The sequence below is a fragment of the Candidatus Frankia alpina genome, assembly GCF_902806485.1.
Taxonomy (GTDB): Bacteria; Actinomycetota; Actinomycetes; order Frankiales; family Frankiaceae; genus Frankia; species Frankia alpina.
In genome coordinates, this window is sequence record NZ_CADCWT010000064.1 from 1 (window position 1) to 22,093 (window position 22,093).

16 protein-coding genes and 1 pseudogene are annotated in these 22,093 nt (G+C 73.4%); 6 read left to right on the forward strand and 11 right to left on the reverse strand.

Going from position 1 to position 22,093, the window contains the following annotated elements; all coding sequences use genetic code 11:
* Positions 1–287, forward strand: a 287-nt coding sequence (locus G6R25_RS09685; protein ID WP_163552709.1) for an endonuclease domain-containing protein, incomplete at its 5' end; no start/stop codon positions are given.
* Positions 288–589: 302 nt separating this feature from the next.
* On the opposite strand, the gene G6R25_RS09690 is transcribed toward G6R25_RS09685, so the two are convergent.
* From G6R25_RS09690 to G6R25_RS09705, 5 genes are all read right to left on the reverse strand, one after another.
* Positions 590–3,154 carry an FHA domain-containing protein gene (locus tag G6R25_RS09690; protein ID WP_163552710.1) on the reverse strand — a complete coding sequence of 855 codons (2,565 nt, stop codon included), beginning with the start codon at positions 3,152–3,154 and terminating at the stop codon, positions 590–592.
* An 807-nt stretch (positions 3,155–3,961) separates the two neighbouring features.
* On the reverse strand, positions 3,962–5,401 hold the full coding sequence (locus G6R25_RS09695; RefSeq protein ID WP_235947929.1) for a DUF2993 domain-containing protein: 1,440 nt from the start codon (positions 5,399–5,401) through the stop codon (positions 3,962–3,964).
* A 227-nt stretch (positions 5,402–5,628) separates the two neighbouring features.
* Positions 5,629–6,471 (reverse strand): SDR family NAD(P)-dependent oxidoreductase, encoded by an 843-nt coding sequence (locus tag G6R25_RS09700; protein ID WP_163552711.1) that lies wholly within the window; start codon positions 6,469–6,471, stop codon positions 5,629–5,631.
* A 119-nt stretch (positions 6,472–6,590) separates the two neighbouring features.
* Positions 6,591–6,746, reverse strand: a complete 156-nt coding sequence (locus G6R25_RS25115; RefSeq protein WP_165699230.1) for a hypothetical protein — start codon at positions 6,744–6,746, stop codon at positions 6,591–6,593.
* Between the two features lie 18 nt (positions 6,747–6,764).
* Positions 6,765–8,426: an FAD-binding oxidoreductase gene (locus tag G6R25_RS09705; RefSeq protein ID WP_163552712.1), complete on the reverse strand. Its 1,662-nt coding sequence runs from the start codon at positions 8,424–8,426 to the stop codon at positions 6,765–6,767.
* Between the two features lie 97 nt (positions 8,427–8,523).
* Between G6R25_RS09705 and G6R25_RS09710 the strand changes: the two genes are divergently transcribed.
* Both G6R25_RS09710 and G6R25_RS09715 read left to right on the forward strand, forming a co-directional pair.
* On the forward strand, positions 8,524–9,345 hold the full coding sequence (locus G6R25_RS09710) for a TetR/AcrR family transcriptional regulator (protein WP_235947932.1): 822 nt from the start codon (positions 8,524–8,526) through the stop codon (positions 9,343–9,345).
* Positions 9,342–10,997 (forward strand): glycerol-3-phosphate dehydrogenase/oxidase, encoded by a 1,656-nt coding sequence (locus G6R25_RS09715; protein WP_163552713.1) that lies wholly within the window; start codon positions 9,342–9,344, stop codon positions 10,995–10,997. Before G6R25_RS09710 ends, G6R25_RS09715 begins: the two co-directional genes overlap by 4 nt.
* Positions 10,998–12,420: 1,423 nt before the next feature.
* On the opposite strand, the pseudogene G6R25_RS29595 reads toward G6R25_RS09715, so the two are convergent.
* The 4 genes and pseudogenes from G6R25_RS29595 to G6R25_RS09730 form a co-directional block, all read right to left on the reverse strand.
* A pseudogene (locus tag G6R25_RS29595) lies at positions 12,421–13,065 on the reverse strand (sensor histidine kinase); the annotation flags it as partial.
* 172 nt (positions 13,066–13,237) lie between these two features.
* Positions 13,238–13,513: a hypothetical protein gene (locus G6R25_RS09720; protein ID WP_163552714.1), complete on the reverse strand. Its 276-nt coding sequence runs from the start codon at positions 13,511–13,513 to the stop codon at positions 13,238–13,240.
* A 30-nt stretch (positions 13,514–13,543) separates the two neighbouring features.
* The gene (locus G6R25_RS09725; RefSeq protein ID WP_163552715.1) at positions 13,544–14,701 is read right to left on the reverse strand and encodes an acyl-CoA dehydrogenase family protein; all 1,158 of its coding nucleotides are present in this window, start codon (positions 14,699–14,701) and stop codon (positions 13,544–13,546) included.
* Positions 14,702–14,749: 48 nt separating this feature from the next.
* Positions 14,750–15,928 carry an acyl-CoA dehydrogenase family protein gene (locus G6R25_RS09730; RefSeq protein ID WP_163552716.1) on the reverse strand — a complete coding sequence of 393 codons (1,179 nt, stop codon included), beginning with the start codon at positions 15,926–15,928 and terminating at the stop codon, positions 14,750–14,752.
* A gap of 277 nt (positions 15,929–16,205) precedes the next feature.
* Here G6R25_RS09730 and G6R25_RS09735 point away from each other — a divergent pair, with 277 nt between their 5' ends.
* Entirely contained in the window at positions 16,206–17,987 is a 1,782-nt protein-coding gene (locus G6R25_RS09735; RefSeq protein ID WP_205447002.1) for a glycerol-3-phosphate dehydrogenase/oxidase, read from the forward strand.
* A 109-nt stretch (positions 17,988–18,096) separates the two neighbouring features.
* The gene (locus G6R25_RS25120) at positions 18,097–18,240 is read left to right on the forward strand and encodes a GPGG-motif small membrane protein (protein ID WP_165699166.1); all 144 of its coding nucleotides are present in this window, start codon (positions 18,097–18,099) and stop codon (positions 18,238–18,240) included.
* 70 nt (positions 18,241–18,310) lie between these two features.
* On the opposite strand, the gene G6R25_RS09740 is transcribed toward G6R25_RS25120, so the two are convergent.
* A complete protein-coding gene (locus tag G6R25_RS09740) occupies positions 18,311–19,750 on the reverse strand; it encodes a dihydrolipoyl dehydrogenase family protein (RefSeq protein ID WP_336501056.1) in 1,440 nt (479 codons plus the stop codon).
* A gap of 330 nt (positions 19,751–20,080) precedes the next feature.
* On the opposite strand from G6R25_RS09740, the gene gnd reads away from it, so the two are divergent.
* Positions 20,081–21,106, forward strand: a complete 1,026-nt coding sequence (gene gnd / locus G6R25_RS09745; protein ID WP_163552718.1) for a phosphogluconate dehydrogenase (NAD(+)-dependent, decarboxylating) — start codon at positions 20,081–20,083, stop codon at positions 21,104–21,106.
* A gap of 42 nt (positions 21,107–21,148) precedes the next feature.
* Here gnd and G6R25_RS09750 read toward each other — a convergent pair.
* Positions 21,149–22,093 (reverse strand): hypothetical protein (locus G6R25_RS09750; RefSeq protein WP_336501058.1); only part of this gene is annotated, 945 nt, incomplete at its 5' end.

Here is a 22,093-nt window from a genome sequence, read left to right on the forward strand (position 1 = left end):
CGGTGCACCATCCAGCGACCGGACAATTTATCGCCCGGCTCGACTTCGCCTGGCCGACACTTCGTCTGGCCATCGAGGCGGACGGAGTCGGCCCCCACAGTGACCCGCAGGCCCTACTCCGCGACCGGCGCCGTCAGAACGACCTCGTCCGGCTCGACTGGGAGGTCCTCCGCTTCACCTGGCAGGACGCAGCCGCCGGTACGCCATCTGCGCGACGCACGACGGTGATTGTCCGCACCGCCCTCGCGGACGCCACCGCCCCGGATAGACGCCGCCTCCGACGCTGATCCCCGCTCCCGACCGCGACCCCGACCCGACCCCCACCCACGGCATGCGCCAAGCGCCGGGCAGGGCGCTGCGATTCAGAGGGACCACGGTGGTCCTTGTAGATGGTTTCGTGCCCGGTTTGTCCATAGCAAGCGACCACAGATGCGATCAGCCACGCAGCACCACTGCACGGAAATGAACACGGCGACCGGGGCTGTCACCGCCGGGCAAGTGCCGGCCATGGCAGCCCCGGTCGCCGGGGCACGCGGAGAAGAGCGCGAAGCGAAGGCGCGAAGGCGCGCGCACCCCCTTTGCCGGAATGTCAGCGCGGGGGGCCGCTGACGGGGGTGGCGGGGGCGCGCTTGACGGTTTTCGGGTCCATGCGGCGGATCAGCATCGAGACGATGATGATGAACAGGATGCCGATCGCGGCGCCGGCGATGATGTCGGTGAGGTAGGTCGACGCGGTGTGGTCGTAGAACGGGTCGACGACGGCCTTCGGGTTGATCAGCTTCTTGGGGCCGTCCGGGCGCAGGACGCCGGCGAGGGTGATCCGGTTCATGTCGGCGATCGACGACATCGACGCGAACCCCCAGCGCGCCGGCGCGATGTAGGCGACCTGCTCCAGGCCGGCGGTCCCCTTGACCGGCACGATGCCACCACTGAAGATCAGCTGGGCCATCGTGATCAGGACGAGCAGGGGCATCGTCTTGTCGGCGTTGTCGACCAGCGCCGAGATCAACAGGCCGAGCATCGCCGAGGCCAGCGACACCACGATCACCGCGATCAGCATCTCCAGCAGGGAGTTGCCGAGGATGAGACCGGCCTTGGGTGTTCGCCCGGCCAGCCCGATCAGCGTGAACGGGATCGACTGCGCCACCGTGATCAGGATCAGGACGAGGACCTTCGACCCGATGTACGCCGTGCGGGACAGGCCGATGGCTCTCTCCCGACGATAGATCGCCCGTTCCTTGACGATCTCGCGGACCGAGTTCGCCATGCCCATGAAACAGGCACAGAGAACCATGATCAACAAGATCGTGGGCCCGTCGGAGTTGGGGGTGAACTGTTTAGCCTGCTCGGCGGTCAGGTCGAAGTTGCCGCCGATGGCTCTGGGTATCAGCCCCAGCAGAAACGGGAACGCGATGATCAATCGCAGGTAGGACTTGTCAGACGCCACAACGGCCATAGTTCGGCGACTCAGCGTGACGAGCTGGGAGGCCACCGACTGCTGGCGCAGCGAAGGCAGCTCCTCCGGCGCCGGCCGGGCCGACGGGGCCGTGATCGACGCCGGCACGTAGTACCGCGAGTTGCGGAAGCGGGCCGCCGACTCGGCGCCCGGCGTTGCCTCCAGAGTCAGGAAGACATCCGGGTAGTCCCGCTTACCGAAGAACGACAGCGCGTCCTGGGGCGGCCCGAAGTAGGCGACGTACCCGCCCGGAGCCAGGACCAGGATGTAGTCGCACAGGTCGAGCTGGGCGACGCTGTGGGTGACCACGATGACCGTCCGGCCGTCATCCGCCAGGCTACGCAGCGACTCCATGACGTTCTTGTCCATGCCCGGGTCGAGACCGGAGGTCGGCTCGTCCAAGTAGAGCAGGGTCGGCCGGGTCAGCAGCTCCAGGGCCACCGAGGTCCGCTTGCGCTGGCCACCGGACAGCCGCGACACCTGGGTGTTCGCGTGCTGGGTGAGGCCGAGCTCGGCGAGGACCTCGTCGACGCGGGTGCGCCGCTCCGCCTTCGTGACGTCCGGCGGGAAGCGAAGCTCGGCGCCGTACTCCAGGGCCTTGCGCACGGTGAGCGAGGTGTGCAGCAGGTCCTCCTGCGGCACGTAGCCGATGCGACGGCGCAGCTCGTCGTAGTCGGAGTACAGGTCACGGCCGGCGTAGCGGACGGCGCCCTTGTCCGCGGGCCGGAACCCGGTGAGGGCGTTGAGCAGGGTGGACTTGCCTGCGCCGGACGGCCCGACGACGCCGAGCAGCGCCCGGCCGGGCAGCTTGAACGTCATGTCGTGCATGAGCTGCTTCTGGCCGGCCCAGACGTTCAGGGCGTCGGCCTCGAAGCTGACGTCGCCGGAGTCGATGTACTCGACGAGCTGGTCGCCCTCGAGCTGGAAGACGTGGTGGCCGACGGCGATGACGTCGCCCTGGCCGACCTCCGTCCGGTTGATCCGGCGGCCGTTGACGAACACGCCGTTGGCCGAGTCGAGGTCAGCGATCTGCAGGCCCGAACGGCCGATGTAGAGCTCGGCGTGCCGGCGGGAGGCGAGCAGGTCGGTGATCACGATGTCGTTATCCCGGGCGCGGCCGATCGACATCGTGCCCTGGCGCAACCGGTAGGTGGTGCGCCGCTCGTGCTCCTGCTCGAGGCTGGTGGAGCCGCCGGCATGCTCGTCGCGACGGCGGCGGTCGTCGTAGTCGTAGTCGTAGTCGCGACCGCGCTGCGCCGGGCTCGTCGGCCCCTGGTGGCCCCGGCTACCCCGACCCGAGGTGGGCCGCGGCGGGGTGTAGCCGGCGGCGTTGGGCAGCATCGTCTGCATGTCGTAGCCGGGGTCGTAGGCCGGCTCGTCGATCGGGCCGCGGCCCTGCGGGAACTCGGGGTGGACGACGACCTCAGGGCCCGTGGGGGTGCCCAGCCGCAACCGCACCTCGTCGTGCACCGGCACGGACTCGGGCATCCGCTGCCCGTCGATCCAGGTGCCGTTGGAGCTGATGTCCCGGACGATCCAGCCGCTGCTGGCCTGTTCGAGGAGGAGGTGGCGGCGGGAGACCCGGCTGTCGGCGATGACGTAGTCGGCGGTCCGGGCACGGCCGATGATGAACTGGGCCTCGGCTGGCACGGTGGCCGCACCGGCCTCGGTGACGACTCTCAGGAAGGTCGTCTGCACGTGTTTCCCCCTTCGCGACGGGACGCTGGCCGGGTTGTCCCGCCGAACTCCACCTTGTAACTACGCCAGGTCGTGTCACCAAGCCGAGCGATGTCACCGCTTCGAGCGGCGCCACCGGGACAACGGGTGATGCCACACCGAGCGGTCACGCGGGTTGACCGATCATGCCGGATGTCCGATCGTAGCGTCGAGGGATGACCTTGATCCACCCCGGGTGACGGTTGACCGGCCAGCCCAACGGCGTGGCCGCCGTCGCATTCGACCTCTGGACATCTCTCGGTTTCCTGCCGCCTCTTGATCCTCGAAATGCCGGTTATCCTGTACGGATCTTCTCCGCCGTTACCCCCCGGTCGGGCCGCCACCGCGACGACCGTGCCACGGAGGCGACAGCGATGACGCGCGACTCCCGTGCGGCACCCTATGAGAATGCCGGCCGGCGGTCTGCGGGAGTGGCATCTGTCGCCGATCCGACCGAGAGGGCACCGAACGGCTTCAAGTATCCGACCGTCCGCACACAACCGATTCACACGGTGGACCCAACAGAACCGCGGCCGCCTGCTTCGCGTCCCGGAAATGCCTGCAAGCACGCCATGCGACGGCGACGAGCCACGCCGCGCCCACCCGGCCCGAATGGGCGGCCGGACGGCCCTGGACGGCCCCGGACCACCCTCTCGGAGGCGCCGGCGCGGCGACCCCCCAGGCGGCCGTGCGGGCGACACCGGCCAGGATGGCACCGAGAATGTGGCCGGAATCATGCCAGCCCGGGGAGGATCGGGTTCCAGACAGTCATGATCATCAGTGGGCAGGTCAGGACGCCGGCAGAACGACATCCTTGGCGGTCGCGGTGAGCGACAGCCCGGTGGCATTCGTCGACGCCTTGACGATGCGCAGATGGAATGGCAGCCCGGACACCGGGATCGGCACCGGTATCTGGAAACTCACGGGGATGGTGAAGTTCAGGCCGCCCACCACCGACAGCGCGGACGGCACCAGGGTCAGCTCGTTGTTGGTGACCTCGAACGTGGTGATGCCGCTGACCTTCGTACTGCCCAGCCCGAAGGGGCCGTCGACGGTGCCACTCAGCTCGACCTTCTTCCCACCGTCCACCGGGGCGACCTGGACCTTCACCGCCTGCTTCGCGAGGAAGGCGTTCAGGTCGGCGTAGGTGATGCCGACGGTGGCCCGCACGTCGTCGACGGGGACCTGCCCCACGTTGTCGGTCAGGGCGTCCCCTAGTGGCACGTGCAGGCCCTTGAGGTGCGCCTTCACCGAGGAGATCTTCGGCCCCGGGGTGGGGATGCCGTCGATCCCGACACCGATGTCGGTGAACTTGCCGAACAGGACCTGGGTGAGGAAGGGGAACCCGCCGATGCTCACGTCGGTCACCTTGGGCACCGGGTCACCGGGCTTGATGTTCTCGGCAACGGACGCCTCGACCTGCTTGCGCATCTGCCCCTTGGCGACCACCACGCCGACCCGGTCGCCCACGACGAGCAGGACGACCAGCACGACCAGCACGACCAGCACGATCGCCAGCAGCCGACCGCGCCGCCGACGCCGCCGCGGCGGCTTCGCGGCGGCAGCGGTGCCAGTCGGCGGCGCGCCCGCGCCGAACGCCCCGTCCTGCCCCGCCGCGGCGCCCCCGGCCAACCCGCCCTGGCCGACCGCCGCGCCGTATTCCGGGTGATGGCCCTGCTGCTGCCCGTACCCGACCTGGTCGTACCCAGGCTGGGCATACCCGGGCTGGGCATAGTCGGACTGCGGGTACCCGGGCTGCTGATATTCGGGTTGCTGATGTTCGGGCTGCTGTGTCTGGGGGGCCTCGGGCCGGGTCGAACCCGGCCGTGGCTGACCGGCGGCCGCCGCACCGCCCCGATCAATGATCATCGTGCCCTCGGCGGCATCCTCCGGGACGGACCAGCCGGGGCCGGCCTCACCACGACGGCGCACGGCGGCCGTGCTCGTGGTCGGCGCGACGGCGGGGCCGGTCGCGGGGAGGGGCCGGCTTTGGGAACGTGAGCCGGGAGCGTCCATCGGGCGCACCGGCCGGAACGAGTCGGCCGGCGGGGGCGGGCCGGACGGGCGGAACGAGTCGGCGGGTGGCGGCGGCCCGGACGGCGCCCCCGGCCGGGCAGCGCGCTGCCCCGCCGTCGGTACCGCGCCCGCCGACGGCGCCCCCTTGCCGTCGGGAGGCGTCACCTGGGTACTGTCCGCCGCCTGCTCGTCACCATCGCGTCCGTCGTTCACCGGACCATCTCCTGCCGTACCGCGCCAGAGCACGCCGTCGCTACGTGGTCTTCCGCCTGACGGCGTCATGCGCCAGGCTCCGCCGGATCGTCGCACGTTCCATGCCTCCGGCAGGCCCACGGGTCCGATCATCCCAGGATCAGGCGTGTCGGATTACCGACCTTCACCGGAAGTGACAGAGAATGGGCACCTTCGGCACCGGCCCGGCACCGCCCGGTACAGACAGCTCACACCTCAAGCGGCAGCTGCGCCACCGCGGTGTCCCGTCTGACCTGCGCAAGCCGAAATACGTCGCCGCGCGGCGCCACGAACGCCTGCCAGCAATGGTCCGCGACCTCGTCGGGGCGCAGCGGGCCCGCCGGGCTCACCCACCCGTCGAGGACGACGGTGCGCAGCCGGATTCCGCGGGCGGCCAGGGTCGGGCGCAGCGCCTCGGCGAGGGCGGTCAACCCCGCTTTGCCGACGGCCAGGGCGAAGCGGCCGGCCACCGGTTCGGTGCGGGGGCCCGCCGCGGTGACCATGATCGTCGCGGCCAACCGGTCGTCGAGCAGTCCGGCGGCGACCTGCACGGCGGCCAGCGCCCCGGTCACGTTGACCGCGAGGGTCTGGTTCAACGTCTCCGCCGCCACCGTGAGCGCGGCCCCGCGGATGCTGAGCTTGGCATTGTAGACAAGCACGGTGAGCCCGCCGATCTCGGCGCAGACCCGCTCGACCGCGTCGGCGAGCGCCGGGGAGTCGGTGACGTCCGCGACGTCCGCGACCGCGCCGACGACGGGAAGCCCGTCCCCGGCCAACGCGTCGCGCATCCGGCTGAGGGTGTCGGCGGAGCGGGAGACGACCCCGAGCGCGAAGCCCTCCCGCCCGTATCGGCGCAACAGCTCGACGCCGAAGCTCGCGCCCGGTCCGACCACAATGAGGCCGCGCGTCAGCGGCCCAGCAGCCTCCGGCGTGCCCGCCGCGGTGGACGAGCCGCCCGCCGCGGAGGCTCCGGCCGGCTCCGGCGGGCTCGCCGACGGCGTCGCGCCCCGACGGCGCCCGGCGCCCGGTTCGCGCGGTCCGGTGCTGGTCATATCCCCATCCTGGCCGAGGCTGCGACCGGAGATGTCGGGGATGGCCGGATCGACGCGCGGTTGGTCGCGGCCGACAGGCCGACAGGTCTGCCGCGTTGCTGCCGGACGGACCCGCGCTTTCAGGTTCGGGCGCGCTCGTCCCGGCCGGCCTGCACCGCGTTGGCGGCCCGCAACGGGGCGCTGCGCACGTACGCCCACCCCAGGGCGCCGCTGACGAGGATCGCCGGGATCAGCAAGAGCAACAGAGCGATGACGACCGCACCAAAGGTCTCCATGTCGTCTGCATACCCACGTCAGCCGACGAGGATCCCGGGATTGAGGATGCCGGCGGGATCGAGGGTGCGCTTCACCGCGCGCAGCACGTCGACGCCGAGGTCGCCGATCTCGGCGTCGAGCCAGGGACGGTGCTCGGTGCCGACGGCGTGGTGATGGGTGATCGTGCCGCCCGCGGCGACGATCGCGTCGCCGGCCGCCGCCTTGGCCGCCCGCCAGCTCCCGATCGGGTCCTCGCCCTGCGCGCACACCACGGTGAAGTAGAGCGAAGCCCCGGTCTCGTACAGGTGGGAGATGTGGCACATCACCACCGGTGACAGACCCGCGGAGCTGAGCGAGCCGGCGAGCGCGCCGCGCACGCCCGCGTAGAGCGCCGGCAGCGTGGCCCAGAAGCCGGCGGTCTCCAGCGTCTCGGCGAAGATCCCCAGGTCGAGCAGGGCGTCGCGCAGGTACGGCGCCCGGAACCGGCCCCGCTCCCAGTCGGGTCCGGCCGCTGCGTCCAGCCGCCGGGCACCGCCGGCCAGCAGCACACCCGCAACCTCGGCGGCGCGCCGCTCGACCGCCGACTCGGCCCCCTCATACCCGGTGACGAGATGGCAGCCGCCCTGGGCCGCGTTCTGGGCCGCGTCAGCCGTGCCGGTCCCGATCGCCGCCGCCGGCCCGGCCGAGCGCGGCGGACGGGCGAGGCCCCCGACGGTCTCGGTCTCGTCGGACAGGCGGCAGACCGTGGGCCGCAGGTCAGCCGCCGCGAGGGTGCGCAGCAGCCGGATCCCGGTCGCGAAGTCCGGCACCGACCAACCCTCGAAGATCCGCCGCGCCGGCAGCGGCCGAACCCGGGCCACCACCTGGGTGATCACACCGAAGGCGCCCTCGGAGCCGAGCAGCAGCTCGCGCAGGTCCGGCCCGGCCGCCGAGGCCGGCGCGCGGCCGAGCTCCCAGGAGCCGACCGGGGTCGCCACCCGCAGCCCGACGACCAGATCGTCGAAGCGGCCGTAGCCCCCGGAAGCCTGGCCGCTGGACCGCGTGGCGGCAAAACCGCCGATGGTGGCGTACTCCCAGGACTGCGGGATGTGGCCGAGGGTCAGGCCGTGCTCGGCGAGCAGCGCCGCGGCCCGCGGGCCGCGCAGCCCGGCACCGAGCTCGGCGGTGCCGGACTCCCGGTCCACCCGGCCCAGCGCGTCCAGCCGGGCGAGGTCGAGCGCGACCATCGGCTGCTCCGCGAGCCGGGCGGGTTCGAGGCCGCCGACGACGGAGGTGCCCCCGCCGAACGGCACGACGGCGATGCGCTCCCGGCTCGCCAGGCGCAGCATGGCGAGCACCTCGTCGTGGTCCTCGGGCAGCACCACCGCGTCGGGCGCGGCGCTGGCGTCGCCCGCGCGCAGGCGCAGCAGATCGGTCGTGGACCGCCCGCGGCAGTGGCGGATGCGCGCCTCGTCGTGCGTGTCGACGTGGCCCGAGCCAACGATCGCCGCCAGCGCGTCTCGCGCCGCCGCGAGCAGCCGGGCCGGTGGCAGGCGTACCTGCGCGAGCCCGACCGGCGCGGTGGGCCGCACGGGGATACCCAACCGGGCCAGCAGCGCGCGGGCCCCGTCGGGCAGCGGCTCGTGCTCCGACGCGGGCCCCCAACCCCACCAGACGGGTTCGGTCGGGCCGATCCTGCGCACTTCGTCGGTGCTCGTCACCGCCACCTCGGTTCGCCTACTCGATCCGACTCGCTGGACTTCGGCACGAGACAGTGTGACAGTCGATGTAACACTGTCACAAGACCTCGGCTCCACGATGACACAGCCGCGGCGGGTGCGCCCCCGGCGGCGGCGCGCCGCGATCGTGGCAGTCGAGCAGGAGGGCGGCCACACGATGCTCGACACCGACCGGCGCCCCGCCACCTCAGACACCTCAGACACCTTCGGTGCCTCCGGTGCCTCCGCGGCCCCCGGCGGTACCACCGTGCGCTGGTCCGGCGAGGAGGCAGTCCTGGACGCGGCGAAGGCGTCGCTACTGGCGGTCGGGGTCCGCCGCACCACGCTGACCGGGGTCGCCCGCCGCGCCGGGGTGAGCCGGATGACCCTCTACCGGCGCTGGCCGGACCTGCGCTCGCTGGTCGGCGACGTGATGACCCGGGAATGGACGATGATGGTCACGGCGGCGACGGACCTGATGCCCCCCGATCGATCCGACGCCGATCTGGACGACCTCGTCGACCGCATCATCGCGACGGTGGAGGCGTTTCAGACGAACCCAGTGTATCTGCGGATCATCAAGACCGATCCGGAGCTGCTGCTGCCCTACCTGACCGAGCGGCGCGGCGCCACCCAGCAGATGATCGTCGATCTGCTGACCGGGCAGCTCGGCGCCGCCGCGCGGCACGGCACGGTGCGCGCGGTGGACCCGGCAGCGCTGGCGGTCATGGTGCTGCTCGTCGTGCAGTCGTTCGTGCTGTCGGCGCGTGCTCTCGCCGGCCCGGTGCCGGCCGCGACGCTGGCGGCCGAGCTGCGGCGCCTGCTGCGCGGCTACCTCACCCCGGACACCGCAGACACCGCAGACACCCCGGCCGCGCCGCCCGCGAGCGCCGCCCGCCCGCTCCAGGACGCGGCGCCTTGACCGCCGCCGGCTGGCCGGCCCCGCAGGGAGACACCTCCCTCAACGCGCGGCGGCGCGACCGGGAGCTGGCCGCCACCGCCGACGGCGAACCGGTCGACGTGCTGGTGATCGGCAGCGGCGTCACCGGCGCCGGAGTCGCCCTGGACGCCGCCTCGCGCGGCCTGTCGGTCGCGCTCGCGGAGGCGCACGACCTCGCCTTCGGTACCAGCCGGTGGAGCTCCAAGCTCGTCCACGGCGGCCTGCGCTACCTCGCCGGCGGCGACGTCGCGGTGGCGTGGGAGAGCGCGGTGGAACGCGACATCCTGATGCGGCACACGGCGCCCCACCTCGTCCGGGCACTGCCGATCGTGACCCCGTTGACACCGCAGGTGTCGCACTCGGCCGCCGCGCTGGTGCACACCGGGCTACGGATCGGCGACCTGATGCGCCGCGCCGCCAGCACCCCGCACACGGTGCTGCCGGGGCCGCGCCGGCTGACGGCGGTGGAGACCCTCGGTCTCGCCCCCGCGCTGCGGGAGACCGGGCTGCGCGGCGGGCTGGTCTACTGGGACGGCCAACTCGTCGACGATGCGCGGCTCGTCGTCGCCCTGGCCCGCACCGCCGCCGGCCACGGCGCCCGGATCCTCACCAGGCTGCGGGTCGAGCACATCGACGCCCGCGCCGCGGCGGGCGGCGCCGCGACCACGGCCGCCCGTCATCGCGGCGGCTTCGAGGTGACCGCCCGTGACGAGCTCACCGGCGACGAGGTCCGGCTGCGCGCCCGGACTGTCGTGAACGCCGCCGGCGTCTGGGCTCCGACCCTGACCCCCGGCATCCGGCTGCGGCCGAGCCGCGGCACGCATCTGGTGTTGCGCTCCGACGCCCTGAAGGGCGCCCGCGGGGCGCTGTCCGTGCCGATGCCGGGTGAACGCAACCGGTTCGCGCTGGTGCTCCCGCAGGGTGACGGCCGGGTCTACGTCGGGCTGACCGACGTTCCGGTCGACCGGGTCACCGACATCCCCGAACCCGACGACAGCGAGATCACCGAGCTTGTCGACGTCGTGTCGGCCGTGCTCGCCGCGCCCCTGGACCGCGCCGACCTGCTCGGCGCCTTCGCCGGACTGCGTCCCCTCCTCGACAACCGCCCCCGGCTCGACGACAGCCCACGCTCCCGCCCCGGTGCCGCCCGTCCGGGGCGCACCGCGGACCTGTCCCGGCGCCATCTCGTCCGCACCGATCGGGGCGGCCTGGTCACCGTCGTCGGCGGGAAGCTCACGACCTACCGGCGGATGGCCGCCGACGCCGTGGACGCGGCCGTCGTGGCCGGCGAACTGTCCGCCGGCCCCTGCCGGACCCGACGGCTCGGGCTCGTCGGCGCCGCGCCGCGATCGGTACTCGCCGCGGTCGCCGCGCCGCGTCGGTTGGTCGAGCGGTACGGCACGGAGGCGCCGCGGGTGCTCGCGGACGCGGACCACGACCCCGGGCTGCTCGCGCCGATCGTCGACGGGGTGCCGGTCACGGGGGCGGAGCTGCTGTTCGCGGTGCGCCACGAGGGAGCGCTCGATCCGGCGGACCTGCTGGACCGGCGTTCGCGGATCGGCCTCGTTCCCGCCGAGCGCCGCGCGGCCCTCGCCGCCGCCACCCGGCTGTTCGACCACGCGGTGACGCGCTGACCGCGGCACCGCCGGATCCACCGTCGTCGCCGGGGCTGCCAGATCCGGCGGGATCGCCGGGGGTGTTGCCGGCCTCGGCAGGCGCGGACCAGTGCATCTCGACGCACACGACGCCCTCGCCGATCGTCCCGCCGGCGCGGATCAGCCCCGAGCCGCCGGGGCCGAACTCGCCCGTCCGGCCGAAGTCGGCCAGGGTCGGCGCGGGGCGGACGGATCGCCCCGGCATCGCGGGCCCCGCAACCAGCCTCTCAGCCCGTCCCCCGGGCCGCCCGTCGACCGGCGCGCAGGAGGCCACCGACTCCTCGCCCGACCGCTGCGCCGGTGAAACGGAGCGAGCCGGGGCACGGCGCGCCGGATAGGTGAGATAGACGCTCGCCTGCGCGGCGCTGAGGTAGCCGGTGAGCATGACGGGCCCCCGACGGACGGCGGCCAGCACCGCCGAGACCCGGGCGAGGAACTCCCGGCGCACCGGCTCGGGCAGCACCAGCAGGTCGCCGTCCGTCTGGACGGTGACGGCGATGCCCCGGGCCTCGGTCTGCTCGATCGGCCCGAGCAGGTCCCGCAGCGCGTCGGGGCCGGCCCCGGTGAGATTCCGGCGCAACGCTCGAGCGCACGCCGTGCACAGCGCGCGCACCTCCGGCCGGTTCGGATCGCACCGGCCGGCGGCGATGTCGCGCAGCAGCGGCAGGATCCGCACGTCCAGCTCGGCGAACCGCCGGCGCCGGTCCCGGCTGACGGTCCGGTCCAGCACCCGCCGACTGGTCAGGTCGGCCTCCAGGTCGCCGGCCCGCGCCCGCTCCTGCGCGCTGGCCCGCAGGACCGGACCGAACATCGTGACCAGTACCTGCACGATCCACTGCGCGTACACCGCGGCGGCCAGTCTGGCCAACACGAGCGGGTCGCGGGCGCAGCCGAGTCCGGCGACGATCCCGACCATGGCCACCGTCGCGAACCCGGCGGCGGCGTAGCGCTCCCGCTGCGGCCGGGACAGCACCGCCAGCGCCACCAACAGCGGATTGATCATCGTGGTGCCCCAGCTCACGACCAGCTCATCGGGCAGCTCCACCGTGTTGACCGCGCCGGCGACCGCCGAGGCGACGGCCGCCACCAGCACGCCGACCGACTCGCGCCGGCTCAGCGGACGGTGGGCGACGACTCGGGCCGTCAGTCCGATGACCACGGCCGTGGCCAGCCAGATTCCCAGGCTGGCCAGGATCGACCGGGCCTCGTCACGATGCACGATGACCGGGGTGAGAGCGGTGAGCCAGCCCACGACCACCGCCAGGGCGAGCGCCCGGCGAGCCGCCGCGGCGAACTGCTCCTCCAGCTGATCGGCGCCGACCGGTTCGGCGGCAGCCGTCGGGGGCAGTTCCCATCGCAGCGTGATCCGGGTGCCCTGCCCGGGTTCGGACCAGATGTCGGCGGTGCCGCCCACCGCCTGCATCCGGTCGGACACCGAGCGCCGCAGTCCGAGGCTGCGGCCGTCGGCGGCCAGCTCCGCCGGCCGGAAGCCGCGTCCTTGGTCGATGACGGACACCTCCAGCCGGCCGGGGCTGAACCGGGCGAGGACCTGGGCGCCGCCGGTGCCGGCGTGGGATCGGACGTTGCGCAGCGCCTCGCCCATCGCGGCGGTGACAGCGGCGCCGACCTCGTCGGGCACCCACTCGCCCGCCGGCTCCGGCCCGTCCCCCGGTGTGCCGGCGTCCAGGGCAACCCGCAGGCCGGCGTCCCTCGCAGCCCCGACGGCCTGGTCGATGCGTCCGGTGAGGGTGGGGACTGCCTGCGGCCGGCTGGCCAGGTGCTCCTCTACGGCGCGAACGCTCTCGGCACACTGCCGGCGCAGGTCGACGGCCGGCTGATCCTCACTCATGCCCAGACCGGTGAGGGTGTTGAGGATCGTGTCGTGCAGGAGCCGCTCCTGCTCGCGGGAGTCCAGCTCGCGCCCCTCGGCGACGAGCTGCCGGCGCCGCCGGGCGGTCACGTCGCGGTGCTGCCGGTCGGCGTCGACCGCGACCCGGCGCAGCCGCCCGGCGGCGTGATGCAGCAGGCCACCGAGAACGGCAAGCATCACCGCCGAGGCGAACACCTGGGGCTGGTGGCCGAAGGCACCGACGAGCTGGGCGGCCACCAGCACCGCCGTGGCTACGGCGAAGGCCCGCGACGGCAGCGCGAACGCCGCCGCCACCACGGCGGTGAGCAGGCCGACGAAGGCGAACGACGCGGGGTCTCCCCGCGACGGGTCAGGCGTCAGGCCAGCCCGTGGCCAGGGCGACGAGGGCCGCCACGGCCACGTCGGCGACCACCATGGCCCGGCGCGGGCGGCGGCGCAGGTGCGCGGCGAACAGCACTCCCCACACCAGCACGACGACCGGTCCGGCCAGCGCCGCCGGATGCGCGCGGTACCAGTCGGCCCAGGCGGCGACGAAGAACAGCAGGTAGCCCACCTGGGCGACCCGTAGCCGGGCGGTGCACCGAACCATCACCGTCGACAGCGCCTGCGCCGAGCGTCCGTTCATGGCCCGTAAGTGTGGACGATGAAGAACCCCTCACGACACGGTGTCGACGGTGAGCCGGGCGATCTGTTCCAGGTGCTGGCGGCTGTCACCGAAGGCGGCGATGAGGCGTTTCGCGCGCTTGTAGAAAAAATGGGTGTCGTGCTCCCAGGTATAGCCGATCCCGCCGTGGTACTGGACCATCGCGGCGGTGGCGTCGCCGGCAGCCTGGTTCGCCTTGCTCTTCGCCACGGCAACGGCGAGGTCGGCATCCGGCCGGTTCTCGTCGAGGGCGTGCGCCGCGTAGAGCACGGCATGCTCGGCCATGGTCACGGCGACGTGCAGGTCGGCGAGATGGTGGGCCAGCGCCTGAAACGACCCGACCGGCCGGCCGAACTGAACCCGCTCGGTGTCGTAGGCGACGGTGCGGGCCAGCGCCGCCCGGGCGACGCCGACGAGGTCCGCGGCGGCCAGCACGGCGCCACGGCGCAGCAGGTCCGCCAGCGCCGCGGCATCCGAGCCCGGCAGGCGGGCGGCCGGTGCCCCGGTCAGCGTCAACGCGGCGAGCCGGGTGGTGCCGTCGATGCCCGCCTGCCGCTCGATCCGCACCCCGGCCTCCCCACGTTCCAGCAGGTACAGGCCGACGCCACCGCCGCTGCCCCTGCCGCTGCCACCGCCGGCATCGACGCCGGGCGGGTTCGGCTCGGTGGCCGCGACCACGATGACGTCGGCGACGTGGGCGTACTCGACGCCGGAGGCTGCGCCGTCGAGCCGGCCCGCGGCATCGGCGCGCACGGCGATCCCGCCGGGGCCGAAGCCCCCACCGGGACCGCGCAGCGCCACGGTCGAGACGAGCTCGCCCACACCGAGCGGCCCGAGCACGGCCGCCGCCTGCTCCGGCGAGCCGTCCCGCCGGACCGCCGCCCCGGCGAGCACCGTCGCCGCCCACGGCCCGGGGACCACCCCGGCGCCGAATTCCCGCGCGATCACCTGGGCGTCGAGCAGGCCGAGGCCGAGGCCACCGTGCTCCTGGGGCACGCACACCGACAGCCAGCCCTGCTCCCCGATCGCCCGCCACAGGTCGGCGGGATGGCCGTCGCCCCGCTCGTCGTCGACGACCGCCCGCACCGCCCGAAGGTCGAAGCGGTCGGCCAGGAGGGCACGAACGGTCTCGGCGAGGGCACGCTGCTCGTCGGTGAGGGCGAAGTACACGGCGCGGTTCTCCTGATGGCCGGGCGGGGCGGACGTTGGGGCGGCAGCCTACGACCCGCGGGGCAGGCCCAGCACGCGTTCGGCGACGATCGTGCGCTGCACCTGCGACGATCCACCCCAGATCGTGACCGACCTGGTCCAGAAGCTCTCCTGGCGCAACGCGGTCAGGTCGAGGTCCACGGTGGGCCGCAGCAGCGCGACCTCGGCGCCCAGCAGCTCGTCGAACGTTTCGAACAGGCCCTGGTAGGCCTGCGACCACTGCAGCTTCGTCACCGACGACGCCGCCCCCAGGTCATGGCCGCGCTCGACCTCGGTGAGCACGTGCATCGCCTGGTAGTGCAGGCATTCCAGCTCGACGCGGCGCCGGGCGAGCTCCTGGCGCAGCACCGGGTCGCCGTCGCGGCCCAGCGCCCGCGCCACCCGCACGATCTCGTCGTAGGCCTGCACGTAGGCGGTGTACTGGCTGATCCCGGCCGCGCCACGCTCGAACGACAGCAGCAGCATCGCCGTCGCCCAGCCGTTGCCGATCCCGCCCAGACACTGCGAGGCCGGCACCCGCACGTCGGTGAAGAAGACCTCGCCGAACTCGCTGACCCCGCTCATCTGGCGGATCGGACGCACCTGGGCTCCAGGGACGCCCATGTCGATGAGCAGCAGCGACAGGCCGCGGTGGCGGCTGCTGCCGGGCTCCGTGCGGACCATCGTGAAGATCCTGTCCCCGCGGCCGGCGAACGTGGTCCACACCTTCTGGCCGTTGACGACGTACTCGTCGCCGTCGAGCACCCCGTGGGTGCGCAGGGCGGCGAGGTCGGACCCCGCGCCCGGCTCCGAGAAGCCCTGGCACCAGATCACCTCGTTGCGCAGCATCGGCCCGATGATCTCGACCTTCTGCCGCGGAGTGCCCACCGCCATGACGGTCGGAGCGAGGAAGACCAGACCGAGGCTGTTCACCGAGCGGGGGGCGTGGGCACGCACCAGCTCCGAGTCGTGGATCGCCCGCATCGCCGGGGTGCCGCCGCGGCCGCCGTACTCGACCGGCCAGTCGATCCCGGCGAATCCGGCCAGCGCCTTGCGCCGCTCCCAGTCCCGGCGCAGATCGAACGCCTCGTCCTCGCCGACGGTGGCCCAGAAGCCGGGTACGGTCCAGGCTGCGGGGATGTTCGCGGCGAGCCAGGTGCACAGCTCGGCGCGGAACTCCTCCGCCTCCGGCGGGTAACTCAGATCCACGTGGCCAAACCCATCCTGTCGGCATGCCGCCCGCCACGGGAGCCGGGCTCAGTCCAGACCGTACCGCGTGGTGCGCCGATCGCCGCCTCGCCGACCCCGGCGCCGCCTCGGCGTCCCCCGCCGGACGCCCGTCGTTCACCCGCGCACAGGCGCCGGTCACCGCCAGCCGGCACGATGGGGATGCGGTCGCCGCAGCACCGCCCGGACCCGCCGGCATGAACCGGGACCCGCCGCATGAACCGGGACCCGCCCGCCCGCCTGAAGGAGGACAGCCGCCTTGACGCCGACCAGGCCCGCAGCGCCGACCGCGGGCCTCGATCCCGCTCGCCGCACCGAGACGCTGCGCCGGATGCGCACCGAGATGATGGACATCGCCGTGATCGGCGGTGGGGTGACCGGCGCGGGAGTTGCGCTGGACGCCGCCACCCGCGGACTGTCGGTGGCCCTCGTCGAAGCCCGCGATCTCGCCGCCGGGACCTCCAGCCGCTCGAGCAAGCTGATCCACGGAGGGCTGCGCTACCTCGAGCAGCTCAACGCCCCGCTGGTCCGCGAGGCCCTGCGGGAACGATCCCTCATGCTGGACACCCTGGCCCCGCACCTCGTCCACAGCGTCCCGTTCCTGTTGCCGCTGACCCATCACGGCTGGGAACGCGCCTACATCGGCAGCGGCGTGCTGCTGTACGACACCCTCGGCCAGGGCCTGGCCCGCATCGCGCCGGGCGGCGACGGGACCATGCCCCACCATCGGCACCTGAGCCGCAAGGCGGCGCTGCGGGCGTTCCCGTCCCTGCGCTCCGACGCCCTTGTGGGCGCCATCCAGTACTGGGACGGCCAGGTCGACGATGCCCGGCACACCCTGTTCGTGGCGCGGACCGCGGTGCGCTACGGGGCGCTCGTCGCGACCAGCGCGCGGGTCACCGGCCTGCTGCGGGAGGGCGACCGGGTCGCCGGCGTCACGGTGCGCGACCTGGAGTCCGGCGACGAGATCGCGCTGCGCGCCCGGCAGACCATCAACGCGGCCGGGGTGTGGACCGACGAGATCCAGTCGATGGTGGGCGGGCGGGGGCGGCTGTCCGTCCGGGCCTCGAAGGGGGTGCACATCGTCGTCCCCCGCGACCGCATCCACGGCGAGACGGGGCTGATCCTGCGCACCGAAAAGAGCGTGCTTTTCGTCATCCCCTGGGGCAGCCACTGGATCATCGGCACCACCGACACCGAATGGAACCTCGACCTCGCCCACCCGGCGGCGAGCAGCGCCGACATCGACTACCTGCTCGCCACCGTCAACCGGGTGCTGCGCACGCCGCTGACCGCCGACGACATCACCGGCGTGTACGCGGGCCTGCGGCCGCTGCTGGCCGGCGAGTCCGAGGACACCTCGCAGCTGTCCCGCGAGCACGCCGTCGTCACCTCCGTGTCGGGCCTAACGATGGTCGCCGGTGGCAAGTACACGACCTACCGGGTGATGGCCGCCGACGCCGTCGACGCCGCGGTGGGCGGGATGAACCGGGCGGTGCCGGCGTCGTGCACCGAGAAGATCCCTCTGCTCGGGGCGGACGGCTTCCCCGCCCTGTGGAACGCCCGGGAGACCCTCGCCCGCCGGGCCGGGCTGCACGTCGGGTGGATCGAACACCTGCTGCACCGCTACGGCACCCTCGCCGAGGAGGTGCTGGAACTCGCCGCTTCCCGCGCGGAACTCGCCCGGCCGCTGCCCGGGGCGCCGACCTACCTCGCGGCCGAGGCGGTGTACGCGGTCACCCACGAGGGCGCGCTGCACCTGGAGGACGTGCTGACCCGGCGGACCCGCATCTCGATCGAGACCGCTGACCGAGGAGTGGAGGCGGCCCGCCACGTCGCCGAGCTCATCGCCCCCACCCTCGGCTGGGACACCGCCGCCCGCGACCGCGAGGTCGAGCACTACCTGGCCCGGGTACAGGCCGAACGGGCCTCCCAGCGGCAGGCCGACGACGCCACCGCCGACGCGGCCCGGCTCGGCGCGCCGGACGTGCGCCGCCTGGGCCGCACCGAACGCTACGCCCCCGCACCGGCCGCCAGCTGAGGGCGACACGGGAACCGGCGACATAGGAACCGGCGGCACGGGAACCGGCACGGTTCAAGCGGCGTAACGACGCGGGTTTTAGTGAGCGCGTCCGCGGAAGGACGCCTGCATGGACACTATCCTCTGGATCATCGCTGCGATCTTTGTCATCGCCGGGGTCGTCACGATCGTCCGCGGGGGTCTCATCTACGGCATCGTGCTCATCGTCGTCGGCCTACTCATCGGCCCGGGCGGTGTTTCCGTCTTCAGCTGACGAAGGCCGGTTGACGGGCCTCCGTTCCCCCGGCATTCGTTCCCCCGGCAATCCGGCCAGCGCAGACGCGTCAAAGGCCGTATTCCTCCAGCAGGCGGAGCCATACCTCGCTCACCGTCGGAAACGAAGGCACCGCGTGCCACAGCCGCTCGACGGGCACCGCACCGACAATCGCGACCGTCGCCGCGTGCACCATCTCCTGGGTGTCCGGGCCGGTGAACGTCGCGCCCACCAGGACCCGCCGGGATTCATCGACGACGATCTTCGAGGTGCCGGTGATCCCCTCACCGCGCACCGACGCCCCCGCCACCCCACTGGTCGCGACGCTGACCGCCCGCACCGGCAGGCCCGCCTCCCGCGCCGCCCGCTCGGTGAGCCCGACCGCGCTGACCTGGGGATCGGTGAAGGTCACCCGCGGGACGCCGAGGTGGTCCGCCACGTCGCGGGCAGGCTCGCCGGCGGCGTCGCGGCGGCCGGTGATGACGTCGGCGACGATCCACGCCTGGTACTTGCCCATGTGGGTGAGCAGGGCGCGTCCGCAGACGTCGCCGACCGCGTACAGCCAGCCGTCGCTCACCCCGACCGCCAGGAGACGGTCGTCGACGTCGATGAACTTCCCGGGTGGCAACCCGATGGCCGCCAGCCCCAGGTCCCCGGTCGCCGGGGTACGCCCGACCGCCACCAGAACCTCGTCCGCCACGACCGTGTCGCCCGCGGACTTCGGCCCCGCCGGGCCGGCCAAGGTGACGGTCACCAAGCCGCGCGGCGCCGCGGCGTCGTCGCGGCTCCGATGCACCTCGACGGCCCGGGTACCGAGCCGCACCGCGATACCGTCCGCCTCGAACGCCGCCCGGACCTCCTCCCCGGCGAACTCCTCCTCCCGGGCGAGCAGCCGGGGCGAGCCCTCGACGACGGTGACCTCCGCGCTGCCGAGCCGGCGGAACGCCTGGGCGAGCTCCGCCCCGACGGCCCCACCGCCGAGCACCACGAGGCGCCGCGGCACCGAGGTGGCGGCGGTCGCCGAACGGTTGTCCCAGGGATCGGCGTCGACGAGCCCCGGGATCGGCGGGACCGTCGCCCGGCTGCCCGTGGCCACGACCACCGCACGCGACGCGGTCAGCACCCGGCGGGCGCCGTCGGCGGCGGTGACCTCGACGTGGCGCGGCCGACCGGTCAGCCGGCCAGTTCCGCGGACGAGCCGCACGCCCTTGTCGGTCAGCCACGGCACCTGGGAGTCGTCCGAAAAGCCGCCGACCAGCGAGTCTCGCCGCGCGAACGCCGCCGCGGCGTCCAGCGAGCCGGTGACCGCCGCCGCGGCGCCCGGCACGCGGCGCGCCGCAGCGAGCACCTCCCCCGGCCGGATGAGGGTCTTACTCGGGATGCAGCCCCAGTAGCTGCACTCGCCGCCGACGAGCTCCCGTTCGACGATGGTCACGGCGAGCCCCGCGTCGGCGCACCGGCCGGCGACGTTTTCCCCAGCGGGTCCCGCGCCGATCACGATCACGTCCACAGCTGCGTCCTGGTCCACGCCCGTGCCTCCCCACCGACCCCGCCGGATCGTCGCTGCCGCCGGGCCGGGCGGGCGGCCGCCAGAGACACGCCATCCCGTCGACTCCGAACCGTCACCCGCCCCCCGGCAGGATGGCCGGGGGGCGACCCCGCCGTACCGTACGCGCCAAGGCGGTGACGAGAAGCACCTGGCCCGAACGGACGGCGCGCCGCCCACAGCCGGGAGGCGCAGGGTGTCAAGGGAACAATGGCGGGAGCGCGAAGCAGGGCCCGGTGCGCGGCGTAGCCGCCTCGCGTCGGGCCACCGGGACGAAACGAGCGGGGAGACAAGATGCAGCTCGGGATGGTCGGCCTCGGCCGGATGGGCGCCAACCTGGTGCGCCGGCTGATCCGCGACGGCCACGAGTGTGTGGTCTACGACGTGAACGCCGAGGCCATCAAGGCCCTGGAGGCCGAGGGTGCCACGGGGGCGCGGACGCTCGCCGAGTTCGCCGCGGCCCTGCGTCCCCCGCGGACAGCCTGGATCATGGTGCCGGCCGGGTTGACCGGGCAGACCGTCGATGCGGTCGCCGAGCATTGCGCGCCGGGCGACATCATCATCGACGGCGGCAACTCGTACTACCGCGATGACATCAGCAAGGCGAAGGAACTCACCACGAAGGGCATCCATTACGTCGATGTCGGCACCTCCGGCGGGGTGTTCGGCCTGGAGCGCGGCTACTGCCTGATGATCGGCGGCGAGCCGGCGGCCGTGGCCCGGTTGGAGCCGTTGTTCGACACGATTGCCCCCGGCGTCGGCACGATCCCCCGCACGCCCGGCCGCGACGGCGAGCCGGTCCAGGCCGAGAAGGGCTACCTGTACTGCGGGCCGAACGGCGCCGGACACTTCGTCAAGATGGTCCACAACGGCATCGAGTACGGCATGATGGCCGCCTTCGCGGAAGGTCTCGCCATCCTCGACAAGGCGAACATCGGCCATGAGGCCCTGGAGCACAACGCCGAGACGGCCCCGCTGGGCGACCCGCAGTTCTACCAGTACGACTTCGACACCGCCGCGATCGCGGAGGTGTGGCGGCGCGGCAGCGTCGTCAGCTCCTGGCTGCTCGATCTCACCGCAGCCGCGTTGCAGGAGGATCCCGAACTCGCCGAGTTCAGCGGCCGGGTCTCCGACTCGGGTGAGGGCCGTTGGACGGTGCTCGCGGCGGTGGAGGAGGGCGTGCCCGCGCACGTGCTGACCGCCTCCCTGTACGAGCGGTTCAGCTCCCGCGGGGAGAGCCTGTTCGCGGACAAGCTGCTCTCGGCGATGCGCAAGCAGTTCGGCGGCCACGCGGAGCAGCACGCCCCGAAGGCTGGCTGAGCTCAGCAGCTCGGCCCCGCAGTTCGGCCCGGCCCAGCCCGGTCAGGTGTCGGCGGCGAGATCGGCCACGTCACCCATGACGATCATGGGATGGGCGATGGGCTTCAGCCAGCGCAGGATGGACGTCAGCGCGTCCTGCTCGACGGCGACGCAGCCCCGGGTCGGCGACTTGTGGTCGACGTGCAGCCAGATGTCGCCGCCGACCTGGTCGCCCAGTGGCCGGGTCGGGTCAGACGGGGGACGTCCGGGCAGCCGGTTGTAGTCGATGGCGACGACGTAGTTGAACGCCTCGGCCATCGGCTGCCCCTGCGGGGCCGCCGTCCGGTAGAACGCCGGCCGGTACTCGTAGGGTAGGCCGGTGCCCGGATCGGGCAGCTTGCCGCCGGCCGCCGTCAGGCTGAACACGCCGATCGGGCTGCGCAGGTCGCCCTCCCGGTGGGCGAAGGTCCACCCGTTGGCGCCGTTGCGCCCGGTCAGCGGGGCGCCGAACGGCTCCCAGGGGGCGTCCGGGTTCGCGCGCTGCCACAGGGTCACGTCGTTGGTGTTCGCCTCCCGGCCGGCGCCGCTCGCGACGATCACCTGGAGCGCGTCCCGGGGGATCCGCGCCGACATCACCGATCCGATGCCGGGGACGGTGTCCCGGGCCCCGGTCGCGGCGTCCGCGCCATCGACCCGATTCGGCTGCAGCGGCTCCACGCCCGCAGCCAGGGTGGCGGGCCCGGACGCGCCGGCGGCAACCGACGCCGGTGGTCTGGAGTCCCCGCCAGGACCGCTGAAGTGGACGGCGCCCACGACGCCCACGACCAGAGTCACGCCGGCGGCCGCGATGCCGACGGCGACCGACCGGCCTCGCGCGGAGCCCGCGCGCGGCAGGATCCGGTGAGGTCTGCTGCGGTGATCGGCCATGTCTGCGGCCTCCGGAACGACGCCGCGGGCGGGTCGGCGTCGCGCTGTCGAGTGCCGACGCTCCCGGTGGCGGCCGCGCCC